At 70.0% G+C, this 15,240-nt stretch carries 16 protein-coding genes and 1 rRNA gene; 10 read left to right on the top strand and 7 right to left on the bottom strand.

What is annotated here, in order from left to right; genetic code table 11:
* Positions 1-13: 13 nt before the first annotated feature.
* The gene (locus FB157_RS00090) at positions 14-2,560 is read left to right on the top strand and encodes an FHA domain-containing protein (protein WP_145874671.1); all 2,547 of its coding nucleotides are present in this window, start codon (positions 14-16) and stop codon (positions 2,558-2,560) included.
* An 82-nt stretch (positions 2,561-2,642) separates the two neighbouring features.
* Here the strand turns inward: FB157_RS00090 and FB157_RS00085 are convergent, their stop codons facing one another.
* The 3 genes from FB157_RS00085 to FB157_RS00075 form a co-directional block, all read right to left on the bottom strand.
* Positions 2,643-3,386 (bottom strand): transglycosylase SLT domain-containing protein, encoded by a 744-nt coding sequence (locus tag FB157_RS00085; RefSeq protein ID WP_145874669.1) that lies wholly within the window; start codon positions 3,384-3,386, stop codon positions 2,643-2,645.
* 297 nt (positions 3,387-3,683) lie between these two features.
* The gene (locus FB157_RS00080) at positions 3,684-4,781 is read right to left on the bottom strand and encodes an S-adenosylmethionine:tRNA ribosyltransferase-isomerase (RefSeq protein WP_145874667.1); all 1,098 of its coding nucleotides are present in this window, start codon (positions 4,779-4,781) and stop codon (positions 3,684-3,686) included.
* A complete protein-coding gene (locus FB157_RS00075; protein WP_145874665.1) occupies positions 4,778-5,473 on the bottom strand; it encodes an SDR family oxidoreductase in 696 nt (231 codons plus the stop codon). Before FB157_RS00075 ends, FB157_RS00080 begins: the two co-directional genes overlap by 4 nt.
* Positions 5,474-5,702: 229 nt before the next feature.
* Here FB157_RS00075 and FB157_RS00070 point away from each other — a divergent pair, with 229 nt between their 5' ends.
* The 4 genes from FB157_RS00070 to FB157_RS00055 all read left to right on the top strand — a co-directional run bounded on the left by FB157_RS00070 (position 5,703) and on the right by FB157_RS00055 (position 8,343).
* Complete coding sequence (locus tag FB157_RS00070; protein ID WP_145874664.1) at positions 5,703-6,872, top strand: GAF domain-containing sensor histidine kinase; 1,170 nt, start codon at positions 5,703-5,705, stop codon at positions 6,870-6,872.
* Positions 6,865-7,506, top strand: coding sequence for a response regulator transcription factor (locus FB157_RS00065; protein ID WP_094214635.1), 642 nt, complete (start codon positions 6,865-6,867; stop codon positions 7,504-7,506). The genes FB157_RS00070 and FB157_RS00065 overlap by 8 nt, the downstream gene beginning before the upstream one ends.
* A 171-nt stretch (positions 7,507-7,677) precedes the next feature.
* Positions 7,678-7,923: a chaplin gene (locus tag FB157_RS00060; protein WP_145874662.1), complete on the top strand. Its 246-nt coding sequence runs from the start codon at positions 7,678-7,680 to the stop codon at positions 7,921-7,923.
* A gap of 180 nt (positions 7,924-8,103) precedes the next feature.
* Entirely contained in the window at positions 8,104-8,343 is a 240-nt protein-coding gene (locus FB157_RS00055; RefSeq protein WP_145874661.1) for a chaplin, read from the top strand.
* Positions 8,344-8,398: 55 nt separating this feature from the next.
* Here the strand turns inward: FB157_RS00055 and FB157_RS00050 are convergent, their stop codons facing one another.
* Entirely contained in the window at positions 8,399-9,184 is a 786-nt protein-coding gene (locus FB157_RS00050) for a hypothetical protein (RefSeq protein WP_145874659.1), read from the bottom strand.
* Positions 9,185-9,335: 151 nt separating this feature from the next.
* On the opposite strand from FB157_RS00050, the gene FB157_RS00045 reads away from it, so the two are divergent.
* The 3 genes from FB157_RS00045 (at position 9,336) to FB157_RS00035 (ending at position 11,681) form a co-directional block, all read left to right on the top strand.
* On the top strand, positions 9,336-10,127 hold the full coding sequence (locus FB157_RS00045) for an ABC transporter ATP-binding protein (RefSeq protein ID WP_145874657.1): 792 nt from the start codon (positions 9,336-9,338) through the stop codon (positions 10,125-10,127).
* Positions 10,128-10,188: 61 nt separating this feature from the next.
* Complete coding sequence (locus FB157_RS00040) at positions 10,189-10,620, top strand: NfeD family protein (protein WP_145874656.1); 432 nt, start codon at positions 10,189-10,191, stop codon at positions 10,618-10,620.
* 110 nt (positions 10,621-10,730) lie between these two features.
* Complete coding sequence (locus FB157_RS00035; RefSeq protein WP_145874654.1) at positions 10,731-11,681, top strand: SPFH domain-containing protein; 951 nt, start codon at positions 10,731-10,733, stop codon at positions 11,679-11,681.
* Positions 11,682-11,741: 60 nt separating this feature from the next.
* Here FB157_RS00035 and FB157_RS00030 read toward each other — a convergent pair whose 3' ends face one another.
* The 3 genes from FB157_RS00030 to FB157_RS00020 all read right to left on the bottom strand — a co-directional run bounded on the left by FB157_RS00030 (position 11,742) and on the right by FB157_RS00020 (position 13,778).
* On the bottom strand, positions 11,742-12,248 hold the full coding sequence (locus FB157_RS00030) for an HNH endonuclease (RefSeq protein WP_145874652.1): 507 nt from the start codon (positions 12,246-12,248) through the stop codon (positions 11,742-11,744).
* Between the two features lie 167 nt (positions 12,249-12,415).
* Positions 12,416-12,955 (bottom strand): YbhB/YbcL family Raf kinase inhibitor-like protein, encoded by a 540-nt coding sequence (locus FB157_RS00025; RefSeq protein ID WP_145874650.1) that lies wholly within the window; start codon positions 12,953-12,955, stop codon positions 12,416-12,418.
* 40 nt (positions 12,956-12,995) lie between these two features.
* A complete protein-coding gene (locus FB157_RS00020) occupies positions 12,996-13,778 on the bottom strand; it encodes a sporulation protein (RefSeq protein ID WP_145874648.1) in 783 nt (260 codons plus the stop codon).
* 137 nt (positions 13,779-13,915) lie between these two features.
* Between FB157_RS00020 and FB157_RS00015 the strand changes: the two genes are divergently transcribed.
* Both FB157_RS00015 and FB157_RS00005 read left to right on the top strand, forming a co-directional pair.
* Positions 13,916-14,566: a DNA-3-methyladenine glycosylase gene (locus FB157_RS00015; protein ID WP_145874646.1), complete on the top strand. Its 651-nt coding sequence runs from the start codon at positions 13,916-13,918 to the stop codon at positions 14,564-14,566.
* Between the two features lie 612 nt (positions 14,567-15,178).
* A 16S ribosomal RNA gene (locus FB157_RS00005) occupies positions 15,179-15,240 on the top strand; the annotation flags it as partial.

Genomic DNA, 15,240 nt, shown 5'->3' with positions numbered 1-15,240 from the left:
AGTGGGGCATGGAGTGCCGGAACTCGTACTGGAAACAAACGGACAGACCTGGACGCTCGATTCGTCCAGGTCCTACACCCTCGGACGCGATCCGCAGGGTGACATCGTCTTCGACGACGCCAGGGTCTCCTGGCGTCACGCCACGGTCAGCTTCAACGGCCGCAGTTGGGTCATCGAGGACCACGGCAGCACCAACGGCACCTTCGTACAGGGCGGGCGGATCAGCCAGACGGAGATCGGCCCGGGCTCGGCGGTGCACCTCGGCAACGCCACCGACGGACCACGCCTGAACCTGTCCGGCGCCGCCGCTGCGGCTCAGCCTCAGCAGCAGGCCGCGCCGTACGCCGCCCAGGGGGCGGGGGCCGGCTGGGTGCAGCAGGCTCCGGAGCAGCAGCCGCAGCAACAGGCCGCGCAGGCCGGCTGGCAGCAGCCGCAGCAGGCCGCGCCGATCCCGCAGCAGCAGGGCGCACCGGCCGAGCAGTACGCGCAGAAGGTGCCCGGTGGCGGCGCGGGGGCGCCGCCGGTCCACGGCGACCGCAGCCCCACGACGTTCCACCAGTTCGCCATCGGCAACGTGATGCGCATCGGTCGTGCGCTGGAGAACGAGCTGGTCGTCTCCGACCTGCAGGTCTCCCGCCACCACGCCGAGTTCCACTCGATGCCCGGTGGCCGCTTCGAGATCCGTGACCTGGGCTCGCACAACGGCACCTATGTCAACGGCCAGCCGATAGCCAAGGGCGGCTCGGTACAGCTGGGCCCGAACGACATCGTCGGCGTCGGCCACTCGACCTTCCGCATCGTCGGCGACCGCCTCGAGGAGTTCGTCGACACCGGTGAGGTCTCCTTCTCCGCGCGCCACCTGACCGTCACGGTCGACGGCGGCAAGCAGATCCTGAAGGACGTCTCCTTCGGCGTCCCGGAGAAGTCGCTGATCGCGGTCATCGGCCCGTCCGGTTCCGGCAAGTCGACCCTGCTCAAGGCGCTGACCGGCTACCGGCCCGCCAACCAGGGCGAGGTGCTGTACGACAACCGCAACCTCTACAAGCAGTTCGCAGAGCTGCGCCAGCGCATCGGTCTGGTCCCGCAGGACGACATCCTGCACAAGGAGCTGACCGTCAAGAAGGCCCTCAAGTACGCGGCCAAGCTGCGCTTCCCCGCCGACACCACGGCCCAGGAGCGCGACGCCCGCATCGACGAGGTGCTGCGCGAGCTGAAGCTCGACATCCACAAGGACAAGAAGGTCACGTCCCTCTCCGGTGGCCAGCGCAAGCGTGTCTCGGTGGCCCTGGAGCTGCTCACCAAGCCGTCGCTGATCTTCCTGGACGAGCCGACCTCGGGCCTCGACCCGGGCATGGACCGCGACGTCATGCAGCTGCTGCGGGGCCTGGCCGACGACGGCCGCACGGTCCTCGTGGTCACCCACTCCGTGGCGGAGCTGGCGATCTGCGACAAGCTCCTGGTGATGGCGCCCGGCGGTTCGGTGGCCTACTTCGGCCCGCCGGAGGAGGCGCTGAACTTCTTCGGCTACGACACCTGGGCCGACGTCTTCTCCGCCTTCGAGAACTACCGCGACTACGACTGGGCGGGCCGCTGGAAGGGCTCGCAGCACTACCAGATGTACGCCGCGGACATCGACGCCGTGGCCCCGCAGTCCGTACACATGCCTCCGCCGCAGGCGATGAAGCCGCCCAAGCCGCAGGGCTGGGGTTCGCAGCTGATGACCCTGATCCGGCGGTACGTGGCGGTCATCGCCTCCGACAAGGGATTCCTGGCGCTGACGGTGATCCTGCCGGCGGTGCTCGGCGCGGTCAGCCTGCTGATCGACCACAACCGGGGCCTGCTGGTGAATGCGGCGGTCAACCCGCGCACCGGCGCGCACGTCCCGAACGGCACGGCCACCACGGTGCTGCTGATCCTCGCGGTCGGTGCGTGCTTCGCCGGTGCGGCCAACTCGGTGCGTGAGCTGATCAAGGAACGGGTCATCTACGAGCGGGAGCGCGCGACCGGCCTGTCCCGGTCGGCCTACCTGATGTCGAAGGTGGTCGTCCTGGGTGCGGTCACCGTGCTCCAGGGCCTGATGGTCGGCCTGATCGGCTTCTCCAGCCGTGAGATCCCGGACAAGGGGCTCGTCCTGGGCAGCTCGACGCTGTTCGAGCTGTGCCTGCCGATCATGGCGCTCGGCTTCACCTCGATGATGTTCGGCCTGGTGATCTCCTCGCTGGTGAAGACCGCCGAGAAGACCATGCCGCTGCTGGTGATGTTCGCGATCATCCAGGTCGTCTTCACCGGCTGCCTCTTCACCCTGCACGGCACCCTCGGCGTCAACGAGTTCTCGTACCTGATGCCGTCGCGCTGGGCGGTGGCCGCCGCGGGCGCCACGCTGGACTTCAACAACATCGCGCCGAACACCGACGACCCGAGCAGCACGGACCCGCTGTGGAACCACGAGGCCTCGGCCTGGGGCCTGGACATGTTCGCGCTGATCGTTCTCGGTGTGGTCTGCGGCTTCTTCGTCGCCCGCTTCCTGCGCCGGCACGAGCCGGAGGTCATGCGGAAGTAACCGCGCCCGTACGACGCGAAGGGCGGCACCCCCTCACGGGGTGCCGCCCTTCGGCGTTGCGTCGTCAGAGGTCCGCGCTGCCTCAGTACGCGCTGTTGACGTTGTCGATCGAGCCGTACTTGTCGGCCGCGTAGTTGGCGGCGGCGGTGATGTTGGCGACCGGGTTGTAGATGTCCCACGAGGTGCCGGCGACGTGGTACGCGTTGAAGGTCGGCGGGATGACCTGCAGCAGGCCCTTCGACGGGATGCCGTTGATCGCGTTGATGTCCCAGTTGTTGATGGCCATGGGGTTGCCGGAGGACTCCCGCATGATGTTCTTGTGCAGGCCGTTGTAGCTGCCCGGGATGCCCTTGGCCTTCATGATGTCCAGGGCCTGGCGGATCCAGCCGTCGAGGTTGTTCGCGTAGGTCTTCGCGGCGACCAGCTGGATCTGGGGGCGCTGCGCGGAACGGCTCGCGGCCTCCTTGGCGACGCGCTCCTGGGCGGCCTTCTTGACGGCCTCGGCGGCGGCCTTCTGCTTCGCAGCGGCCTCGGCCTTCGCCCTGGCGGCGGCGTCGACCGCGGCCTTCTGCTTGGCGGCGAAGGCGTCGAGCTTGACGGTGTCCGTGGCGAGCTGGCTGGTGAGCGTGCCCTTGACGACCTTGACCGGCTGGGCGGCCACCTGCGGCGCCTGCGCCGGGGCACCGGCGGTGATGGTCTCGGCGCTGCTGGGGACGGCCGAGAAGGCGAGAGCGGCGACACCGAGGACGCCGACACCGGCGATGGCGATCTTGTGCTGCTTGGTCAGCGAGCGACTATGACCACGGGTGAGGATGTTCTTGGGCATGCTGATGGACCTCTTCGGATAGCGCGGAGGTCGCTCTGTGACCGTCGGAAGAACCTGCTCCTCCTGCACGAACGCTGTGGGGGAACCCCGCAGCGCTGAGCGACGGGAGCAATTCTTAGCGGCCGCAAAATCCCGTGGCAAAGGTGTGACGTACGATCCCCGGTAGTGGATCGGGGAAGGGCAAAACGGGACAGACTGGAACGTCTGCCCCGTTCGTGCCGGGAGGCTATATCTCCTATGTCCGTTCGTACGTGATGTGTGCCCTATGTGCGGGCTCACATCGGAGGCGTAGCGGTCTCACCAGGAGTTGCCGTCGCAACGCTCTGTGTGAGGATCCTCCTCCGGGAGGATGAGGTGGACGTCCCCGAACTCGTGCCACAGGTAGAGCCCGCGCAGCGCCTCCTCGTACGCGCGGTCGACCGCGGCCCGCCCCGCGACCGCCTCCAGCATCAGCAGATGCGAGGCCTCCGGCTCGTGCAGCCCGGTCAGCAGTCCGTCGACCACGCGTACCCCCCGCTCGGGCGTGACCACCAGATCGGTCCAGCCCCCGGCCGCCCGCACCACCCCGTCCGGCCCGGTCGCCGACTCCACGGCCCGCACGGCCGTCGTCCCCACCGCGATCACCCGCCGGCCACCGGCCCTCACCGCATTGATCAGCCGCGCCGACGCCGCAGGTACCGCGAACCGCTCCGGGTACGGCGGCTCGTGCGCCTCCGCCGACGCCACCCCCGTGTGCAGAGTGACCGGCGCGAACTGCACCCCACGGCTCACCAGCTCCGCCACCAGCCGCGCGGTGAAGGGCCGCGCCGCACTCGGCATCTCCGCGCTGCCCGTCCCGTCCGGCGAGGGCAGCGCGAACACCGTCTGATAGACGGACAGCGGCTGGTCCCGCTCCGTATAGGAGTAACGGATGGGCCGCCCGTGCTCCCCCAGCACCCGGAGGACCTCCGCCCCGGACACCCGCGCCCACCACAGCCGCTCACTCCGCCCGCTCAGCGGCTCCTCCAGCACCAGCCGGGCCCCGCCCGGCAGCCGCACCTCTCTCTCCGCGGTCCCTGCCGCCCCCCTTTCGCCACGCGCGCGCGTACTGCCCCTCCCGTCCGGATCCCGCAGCTCGACCGCCCACCGCCCGTCGTCCCCGCACGTGGAGAAGTGCACCACCACGTTCGCGTGCCCGATCCGCCCGTCCACCGCGGCGGCCAGTGTGGGCGAGGTGTTCACCACCAGCAGGTCCCCCGCCCGCAGCAGCCGCGGCAGCTCGGCGAACACGTGGTGCGTCACCTCCGTGCCGCGCGACACCAGCAGCCGTACGTCGTCCCGGTCCAGACCGGGCCCGCGCTGCTCGGCCGGCACCCGCGCCGACAGCTCCTCGGGCACCTTCACCGCGATGGTCATCGCCCCTCCGCCAGGGCCGGCGCCGCACAGCGCCCGCTCGCCGGCCGCTCGTCCAGCAGCCGCAGGAACGCCGGTACGACGCTGCCGGGGGCCGGGCGTGGTTCGTCGTCGTCCGGTACGGCCGCCGCGTACAGATCCGTCGCCATGTCCCCGGGGTCCACCGCCCACACCCGCAGCCCCGGTTCCTCCGCGCCGAGCACGGCGGCGAGCTGGTCCAGGGCCGCCTTGGAGGCGCCGTAGCCGCCCCACGTCTCGTACGCCTCCGCCGCCGCGTCCGAGCTGACCGCTACGACCGCGCCCGCCGGCGACTCCCGCAGCAGTGGCAGCGCCTCCTGGACCAGGCCCAGCGCCGCCACCACGTTCACCTCCAGCGCCCGCCGCAGCCCCGCGAGGGGCAGCTCCGCCAGCCGCACCAGCGGCTCGGCACCCAGCGCGGACGCGTTGCTCACCACCAGGTCGACACCGCCCAGCTTCCGCGCGGCGGCCACCAGCTCGGCCCGGTGCCCGGCGTCCGTGACGTCCCCGGGCAGCGCCTCCACCCGGGCACCGTGCCCGGCGGCCGCCTCGGCGGCCTGCTCCAGGGGCCCCGCGCCGCGGGCGTCGAGCACCAGGTCCCAGCCCCGCGCGGCCAGCGCCTCGGCGAGTGCCCGCCCCAGCCCCTTGGAGGCCCCCGTGATGATCGCTACCGGCATGACAACCGTCCCCTCGTCGCTTGCCGCCCTCGTCGGAGCGGTGACCACAACGTAGGAACGGCACCCCCCGCACCGCCTCGGACGCGGGCCGCAATACGGCGGGGTCCTTCGACGTACGCCGCACGTCGCGGGGCCGGAGACCTACCTCACCGGTCCTAGGTCCATCGGACCGGACCCGGCGGTCACCGGTCCGATCCGCGCTGTCACACCGCGCCGGTACCGTGAGGACATGAGTCAAGGCCCCCGGTCCGGCCTCGCCGCGGTCAGCTCCGCGCTGCTGGCCATGAGCAGGCATCTGGAGGTGCGCGACGTCCTCAAGACGATCGTCGCCTCCGCCCGCGAGCTGCTGGACGCGCAGTACGCCGCGCTCGGCGTCCCCGACGACCACGGCGGCTTCGCCCAGTTCGTCGTCGACGGCGTCAGCGACGCCCAGTGGAAGACCATCGGCCCGCTGCCCCGCCAGCACGGCATCCTCGCCGCGATGCTGCAGGAGGCCCGGCCCGAGCGCCTCGCCGACGTGCGCAAGGACCCGCGCTTCGAGGGCTGGCCGTCCGCCCACCCGGACATGTCCGACTTCCTGGGCCTGCCGATCAGGGACGGCGACGAGGTCATCGGCGCCCTGTTCCTTGCCAACAAGCTGCGCTCTGCGGGGGGACACCCCCCGCGCCCCAAGCCTCTCGGCGGCTGCGGCTTCACCGAGGAGGACGAGGCACTGCTCTCCATCCTCGCCCAGCACGCCGCGATCGCCCTCACCAACGCCCGCCTCTACGAGCGCAGCCGTGAACTGACCATCGCCGAGGAGCGCTCCCGCCTGGCCCACGAGCTGCACGACGCGGTCAGTCAGAAGCTCTTCTCCCTGCGCCTGACCGCCCAGGCCGCGGCCGCGCTGATCGACCGCGACCCCGCCCGCGCCAAGGGCGAGCTGCACCAGGTCGCCGCGCTCGCCGCCGAGGCCGCCGACGAACTGCGCGCCGCCGTGGTGGAGCTGCGCCCCGCCGCCCTGGACGAGGACGGCCTGATCGCCACCCTGCGCACCCAGATACAGGTCCTCGACCGCGCCCACAGCGCGTGCGTCACCTTCGACAGCAACGGCTTCCGCGCCCTGCCGGCCGCCCAGGAGGAGGCCCTGCTCAGGGTCGCCCAGGAGGCCCTGCACAACGCCCTGCGGCACTCGGGCGCCGAGCACGTCGGCGTGCGCGTGGACCGGCGCGGCGGCGGAGCCGTGCTGCGCGTCAGCGACGACGGCAGCGGCTTCGACCCGCAGTCGGTCCGCAGCGCCGGCCGGCACCTGGGCCTGGTCTCGATGCGGGACCGGGCCAGTGGCGTCGGCGGCACGCTGACCGTGGAATCGGCGCCCGGCAAGGGCACCACGATCGAGCTGGAGGTCCCCGGTGGCTGACGCAATCAAGGTGCTGCTCGTCGACGACCACCAGGTCGTCCGCCGGGGCCTGCGCACGTTCCTGGAGGTGCAGGACGACATCGAGGTCGTCGGCGAGGCCGCCGACGGCGCCGAGGGAGTCGCCCGGGCCGAGGAGCTGCGGCCCGACGTCGTCCTCATGGACGTCAAGATGCCGGGCATGGACGGCATCGACGCCCTGCGCAGACTCCGCGAACTGGACAACCCCGCGCGCGTGCTGATCGTCACCAGCTTCACCGAGCAGCGCACGGTCGTCCCTGCCCTGCGTGCGGGCGCCGCCGGGTACGTCTACAAGGACGTGGACCCGGACGCGCTGGCCGGCGCCATCCGCTCCGTGCACGCCGGGCACATCCTGCTGCAGCCCGAGGTCGCCGGCGCCCTGCTCTCCCAGGAGGAGGCCAACTCGGGGCAGGGACGAGGGGGCTCGCTCACCGAGCGGGAGCGTGAGGTGCTCGGCCTGATCGCCGACGGCCGCTCCAACCGGGAGATCGCCCGCGCCCTCGTGCTGTCCGAGAAGACCGTCAAGACGCACGTCTCGAACATCCTGATGAAGCTGGACCTCGCCGATCGCACCCAGGCCGCCCTATGGGCCGTACGCCATGGCGTGACCGGCTGAAACGCCCTCCCCAACGCCTTGCGGACGGCGACTCGGAAGGTTCCGTTCCGGGCTGAGATTCATACCGTCGTGGGAATGTCACCCGGATGGCGCATCCTCCGGTGATCTCCGCCGTTCTCCAGTGCGTGCCGCGGTGAACCGCCGCGGCGAACGCCAAGGAGGGCTCAGACAGTGAAGAACCTGAAGAAGGCAGCGGCCGTGACGATGGTGGCCGGTGGTCTGGTGGCTGCCGGTGCGGGGATGGCCTCCGCCACGGACGGGGCCTGGGCCGGCGGTGCGGCCCACGGCTCTCCGGGTGTCGGCTCGGGCAACGTCGTCCAGGCCCCGGTGCACGTCCCGGTGAACGTGACCGGCAACAGCGTGAACGTCATCGGTGTGCTGAACCCGGCCTTCGGCAACCTCGGCCTCAACAAGTGAGGCACGGCCACTGACGACCGCAGGCCTCCCGGGCCCACCGGGAGGCCTGTCCGGTTTTCATGCAAGTGGCCTGAACGGGGGCTCGACGTGCGGACCCCGCACCCCGGACAGGACTCCGGCGTTGATCAGTGCACGACCCACGGCCGGGTCGGACCCGCACACGCAGGAGGAACCCGTTCCATGAACATCGCCAAGAAGGCCGCCTTCGCCCTGACCGTCGCCGGCATCGCCGCCGGGGCCTCCGCCGGAGCCGCCATCGCCGACTCGACCGCGAGCGGCGGGGCCACGATGTCCGCGGGTGTCGCCTCGGGCAACGTCGTCCAGGCCCCGGTCCACGTCCCGGTCAACGTCTCCGGCGTGACCGCCAACGTGATCGGCGCCCTGAACCCGGCCTTCGGCAACGCGGCGACCAACGGCTGAGGCGGCGAGCAGCCGAGGGCTCCTCGATCCACCGGCTCGGGGAGCCCCGGCCGGCTCAGCGACCGCGTTCCCGCTCCTCCACGACGGCGTTGTACGCCGCCACCTGCGCCCGCCGGGCCGTCCGCTCGACCGGCCGCAGCGCCGCGGACCGCGCCGCCATCTCGGCGGAGCTGACCGCACCCCCGTGCCCGTTGTCGTAGGCCAGGGACACCAGCATCCCCACCCGCCGCGCCAGCTCCAGCACCCGAACCGCACGAGGCGGGTACCCGGGCGCCAGCACCTCCCGCCCCCGCTCGGCCCGCGCCCGGTACGCGTCGATCGCCGCCTCCGCCGCCGGGCCCGATCCGGCGACATCCAGCTTCGACAGCACCTCCGTCGCCTCCCGCAGGGCCTCCGCCAGCTCCCGCTCCGCCTCGCCCAGCGACGGCACATCGGCGGGCGGCGCCTCCCGCACCGGCAGCACATGCCAGACGACCTCGACATGCAGATCACCCTCGGGCCCGGCCGCGTACACCTCCGGAACCAGCCCGAACGCGGCACCGAAGCAGACCACCGCCTCCGCGGCCTCCAGCGCCCGCGCATTGAACTCCGGCGGACCGCTCAGCCCCAGCGGATGACCGGACGAGGGGAGCGCGACCCGCAGGCCGGTCACCCCCAGCGTCCGCAGCCGCCCGAGCGCGAGCGTGAGCCCGACCGGCGCCGGTTCACCCGGCAGCCCCTCCACCCGGTGCACCGCGTCCTCGCCCACGATGGCGAGAGCGGCGTCATCCGGAGAGGCAAGTCCGGCCAAAAGGGCATTTCCCCAAGCGGCAAGGCGTCCTGAACGCGGTTCCGAGAGCATGCCCCCACCCTAAGGACCGGACCGATGGAATGGAGCGGCGCACTCGTGGCGTAGATTTCATGGGGGGCTGCGCCCACCGGCGCGGCGGACCGAGCCCACAGGCGTACGCGACAGCCGAGACCGGCACACTGCAAGGGGAGACAACGCGCTCATGAGCGATGTTCTGGAGCTTCAGGACGTATCCGTGGTCCGCGAGGGCCGGGCTCTGGTGGACCAGGTCTCCTGGTCGGTCAAGGAGGGAGAGCGCTGGGTCATCCTCGGCCCCAACGGCGCCGGCAAGACCACTCTCCTGAACGTCGCCTCCAGCTACCTCTACCCCAGCAAGGGCACCGCCACCATCCTCGGCGACACCCTCGGCAAGGTCGACGTCTTCGACCTGCGCCCGCGCATCGGCGTGGCCGGCATCGCCATGGCCGACAAGCTCCCCAAGCGCCAGACCGTCCTGGAGACCGTGCTGACGGCCGCGTACGGCATGACGGCGCACTGGCAGGAGGAGTACGACGAGGTCGACGAGCAGCGCGCCCGCGCCTTCCTCGACCGCCTCGGCATGAGCGACTACCTCGAGCGCCGCTTCGGCACCCTCTCCGAGGGCGAGCGCAAGCGCACCCTGATCGCCCGCGCCCTGATGACCGACCCCGAGCTGCTCCTGCTCGACGAGCCCGCCGCGGGTCTCGACCTCGGCGGCCGCGAGGACCTGGTCCGCCGCCTCGGCCGACTGGCCCGCGACCCCATCGCCCCCTCGATGATCATGGTCACCCACCACGTCGAGGAGATCGCCCCCGGCTTCACCCACGTCCTCATGATCCGTCAGGGCAAGGTCCTCGCCGCGGGCCCGATCGAACTGGAACTGACGTCCCGTAACCTCTCCCTCTGCTTCGGCCTGCCGCTCGTCGTCGAGCAGGTCGGCGACCGCTGGACCGCGCAGGGCCTGCCCCTGTCCTGACGCCGCCCCGCTCCCCGTTCGCGCCCTGTCCGCCGCCCGGCCGCGGTCCTACCATGACCATGTGAACGACATCTCCGCATGGGTGTGGTGGCTCGTCGGCGCGGCGGCGCTCGGAATCCCGCTCGTGGTCACCGCGATGCCGGAGTTCGGCATGCTCGCGGTGGGAGCCGTCGCGGCCGCGGTCGTCGCCGGCCTGGGCTTCGGCGCAGTGCTCCAGGTGCTCGCCTTCGTCGTCGTCTCGGTCGCCCTCATCGCCGTGGTCCGCCCCATCGCGGCCCGGCACGGCAGACAGCGGCCCCAACTCGCCACCGGCGTGGACGCCTTGAAGGGCAAGCAGGCCGTCGTCCTGGAGCGCGTCGACGGCTCCGACGGCCGGATCAAGCTCGCCGGAGAAGTCTGGTCGGCCCGCGCCCTGGACACCGGCCGCACCTACGAAGTCGGCCAGGAAGTGGACGTCGTGGACATCGAGGGGGCCACCGCGATCGTCATCTGAGCCATCTGACCCACGAGTTGGGCAACGGTCTGCCAGACTCGACGAGCAAGATCTTCAACAACCACAGGATCTGCCACGTTGCCGAGGCGGAGAGGGGTACGGGGAACACGATGGAACCGGTCATCATCGTCCTGGTCATTCTGGTGGTGTTGGTCTTCATCGCCCTGATCAAGACCATCCAGGTCATCCCACAGGCCAGCGCCGCCATCGTCGAGCGCTTCGGCCGCTACACGCGGACACTCAACGCGGGCCTCAACATCGTGGTCCCGTTCATCGACACCATCCGCAACCGCATCGACCTGCGCGAACAGGTCGTACCGTTCCCGCCCCAGCCGGTGATCACCCAGGACAACCTGGTCGTGAACATCGACACGGTCATCTACTACCAGGTCACGGACGCACGGGCGGCCACCTACGAGGTGGCCAGCTACATCCAGGCCATCGAGCAGCTCACGGTCACCACGCTCCGCAACATCATCGGCGGCATGGACCTCGAACGCACCCTGACCTCCCGCGAGGAGATCAACGCGGCCCTGCGCGGCGTCCTCGACGAGGCCACCGGCAAGTGGGGCATCCGCGTCAACCGCGTCGAGCTGAAGGCCATCGAGCCGCCCACCTCCATCCAGGACTCGATGGAGAAGCAGATGCGCGCCGACCGTGACAAGCGCGCGGCGATCCTCACCGCGGAAGGCACGCGCCAGGCGGCCATCCTCACCGCCGAGGGCGAGAAGCAGTCCCAGATCCTGCGCGCCGAGGGTGAGGCCAAGGCCGCCGCCCTGCGCGCCGAGGGCGAGGCCCAGGCCGTCCGTACGGTCTTCGAGGCGATCCACGCCGGCGACCCGGACCAGAAGCTGCTCAGCTACCAGTACCTGCAGATGCTCCCGAAGATCGCCGAGGGCGATGCCAACAAGCTCTGGATCGTCCCCAGCGAGATCGGCGACGCCCTCAAGGGACTCTCCGGCGCCATGGGCAACTTCGGCCCTCTGGGCGGCGGCGCCTCTGTCCCGCCCCAGAACAGCGGGCCCAGCACGGAACGCCGCGAAAAGCCGAGCATCGACTGACAGCTCCTCACCGCGCAAGGTTCAACCCCGCGCCCCTGAAGGGGTGCGGGGCCGTACTGGTCAGGCCGCGTCCAGGGCCAACCAGTCGGGCAGCGCCGCAAGATCCTCCTGCCCCAGAGCCAGGAGCATCGCGTCCGCGGGAGTCGGCTCGAACGGCTCCCGGAGCATGGCCATCCCGGCCTCCTCCGGAGTCCGGTTGGCCTTCCGGTGGTTGTCCTCCGCACACGCGGCGACCGTATTCAGCCACGTGTCCTGCCCACCCTGCGACCGCGGCAGCACGTGGTCCACGGTCGTCGCCCTGCGCCCGCAGTAAGCGCACCGGTGCTGGTCCCGGACCAGCACACCCCGCCTCGACCACGGAGCTTGTCTTCGGAACGGCACCTGTACGTACCTGCACAGCCTGATCACCCGGGGCGCGGGTATGTCCACATCGGCACCGCGCATCCGCAGTTCGGGATGGGCCTGCTCGACGACGGCCTTGTCCTGCAGGACCAGCACGACCGCCCGGTTCAGAGTCACCGTCGACAGCGGCTCGAAGCTCGCGTTCAGGACCAACGTGTCACGCATCCAGCCCACCTCCCGTGTGCACCTGCCCACCCCCCGGCGGGCTTGGATCAACTCTGGACGGGCGCGCCGAGATGGACAACGCAATAAAAAATGCCCGCCTCCGATCACTTCCAAGACCGGAGGCGGGCAAACGTTCAATGAACGCTTGGCTGAATCAGTGCGCTGTGTCAGCCCTGGGCGGGGTTCTCGTACTCGCCGATGAGCTGGGCGCGCGCGAGCGCGTGGAACCGAAGATTGAAGCCGACGACGGCCGGAGAGACGTCCGCGTCCGGGCCGAGCTTCTCCTGGTCCACCGCGTACACCGTGAAGACGTACCGGTGCGGGCCGTCCCCGGGCGGCGGAGCGGCACCGCCGAAGTCCTTCGACCCGTAGTCGTTGCGCACGTGCACCGCGCCCTCGGGCAGGCCCACGAACTTGCCGCCGCCCGCACCGGCCGGCAGCTCCGTCACCGAGGCGGGGATGTCGAACAGGACCCAGTGCCAGAACCCGCTGCCGGTCGGCGCGTCGGGGTCGTAGCAGGTCACGGCGAAGCTCTTGGTCTCCGCGGGGAATCCCTCCCACCGCAGATGCGGCGAGGTGTTCCCCTCGGCATGGACCTGAGCGCTCCCCAGCGTCGCGCCCTCCTCGATGTCCTCACTCGTCACCGTGAACGACGGCACGGGCGGATGGAAGTCGTGGGGGAGCGGCCGCCGCTTGAGCTCGGTCACCTCGGTACCTCCTGATCGATCTTGTTCAGTAGGTCAGAGCCTAGAACCAGTTGCGCTTGCTGCCGACCTCGGAGAGCCACTGGTTGAGGTAAGCCGCCCAGTCGGTCCCGTGGAAGTCGTTCAGACCCACCTGGAAGGAGCGGAAGGTGTCCGAGCCCTCGCTGAACAGACCCGGCTTCTTGTCCATCTCCAGGACGACGTCCATGGCGTGCTCGTCGGCCACGAAGCTCAGCTCGACCTGGTTCAGGCCCCGGTACTGCGACGGCGGGTAGAACTCGATCTCCTGGTAGAACGGCAGCCGCTGCCGGGTACCGCGGATGTGGCCGCGCTCCATGTCCGCGTTCTTGAAGCGGAAGCCCAGCTGGATGAACGCGTCCAGGATCGCCTTCTGCGCCGGCAGCGGGTGCACGTTGATCGGGTCCAGGTCGGAGGAGTCCACGGCACGGGCGATCGCCAGTTCGGTGGTCACCCCGATGTGCATCCCGCGCAGCGCCTGCCCGTCGATCATCGTGACCGGCGTCTCCCAGGGGATCTCCAGGCCGAACGGCACCGCGTGCACGGCCCCCGCCTGCAGCTCGAAGGCGCCACCGAGCCGCACCTTGGTGAACTCGATGTCCTGCTTGTACTCCTGGTCGCCGCTCTCGACCTCGACCCGCGCCTGCAGGCCGACGGACAGACCCTCGATGTCCTGGTTCACGGACCCGCCCTGGATCCGCACCTCGCCCTGGACCACGCCGCCCGGTACGGCATTGGTCTCGGTCAGCACCGTCTCGACGGAGGCCCCGCCGGCCCCCAGGCTCGCGAGCAGCTTCTTGAACGCCATGACTCTCCCTTTACGAATGGACCCTCGACCCGTACAAACGCGATCCGGTCACGACCGGTTCCGGGCCACACCCTGGCAAGGAGAGCGAACCTTGACCACCCCTTGGCCCGGAACCCTCTGGACTACGCTCGGACGGCATGATCGCGCCCCCGGACCGTACGCCACTGCGCCGAGAGTTCTTCGACCGCCCCGTCCTGGACGTCGCCCCCGACCTCCTCGGCCGCATCCTGGTCCGCACGACCCCCGACGGTCCGATCGCCGTGCGCCTCACGGAGGTGGAGGCGTACGACGGCCCGAACGACCCCGGCTCACACGCCTACCGTGGCCGCACCGCCCGCAACGAAGTGATGTTCGGTCCGCCCGGACACGTGTACGTCTACTTCACCTACGGCATGTGGCACTGCATGAACCTGGTCTGCGGACCCGAGGGCAGGGCGAGCGCCGTGCTGCTGCGAGCGGGTGAAGTCGTCGAGGGCGCCGAACTGGCTCGGAAACGTCGACTTTCGGCCCGGAGTGACAAGGAACTGGCCAAGGGGCCGGCGCGCCTGGCGACGGCCCTCGAGGTCGACCGCGCCCTGGACGGCACGGACGCCTGTGCCCCCGGCGAGACACCACTGAGGATGCTGACCGGTACTCCTGCACTTGCTGACCAGGTACGCAGCGGTCCACGCACCGGAGTCGCCGGCGAAGGCGGCAACGGCGACATCCATCCCTGGCGCTTCTGGGTGGCCAACGACCCGACGGTGAGCCCCTATAGGGCCCATGCGCCGAGGCGCCGCTCAAGTTGACGCGCCCTGGCAAGGTGCGTAATGTAGCCCGAGCCGCTGAACCGGGTACGGCGATCGCCTGCAGCCGGAGCGGCCAACCCACTACCTAGCTACAACCCCTCACCGGGGTCGATTCCGGCGCGCCCGCGTGCCCGAATTCGAACCCGAGAGACTCGATTATGAGTCGCCGCGGGAATCGGCTAACGTAGTGAATGTCGAAAGGCCGACGAGCGAAAGCCCGAAAAGCCCAAGGCAATCCCGCCGACCGGGAATCGGACGCCGAAAGGATCTGATAGAGTCGGAACCGCCGGAAAGGGAAACGCGAGAGCGAGAACCTGGAAAGCACCGAGGAAATCGGATCGAGAAAAGATCTGATAGAGTCGGAAACACCGAAGGGAAGCCCGGAGGAAAGCCCGAGAGGGTGAGTACAAAGGAAGCGACCGTTCCTTGAGAACTCAACAGCGTGCCAAAAATCAACGCCAGATATGTTGATACCCCGTCTCCAGCATCAGCTGGGACGAGGTTCCTTTGAAAAACACAGCGAGGACGCTGAGTGTGAGGGGACTATTCCTCCTCTCGCACCGCTCTCGTGATGTGCTAACCGGCTGAATTAATTTTCTGGCCGAGTAAACATTCACGGAGAGTTTGATCCTGGCTCAGGACGAACGCTGGCGGCGTGCTTAACACATGCAAGT

The organism is Streptomyces sp. BK340 (assembly GCF_007827595.1).
Classification (GTDB): Bacteria; Actinomycetota; Actinomycetes; order Streptomycetales; family Streptomycetaceae; genus Streptomyces.
This window is presented reverse-complemented; position numbering and strand designations above follow the sequence as displayed.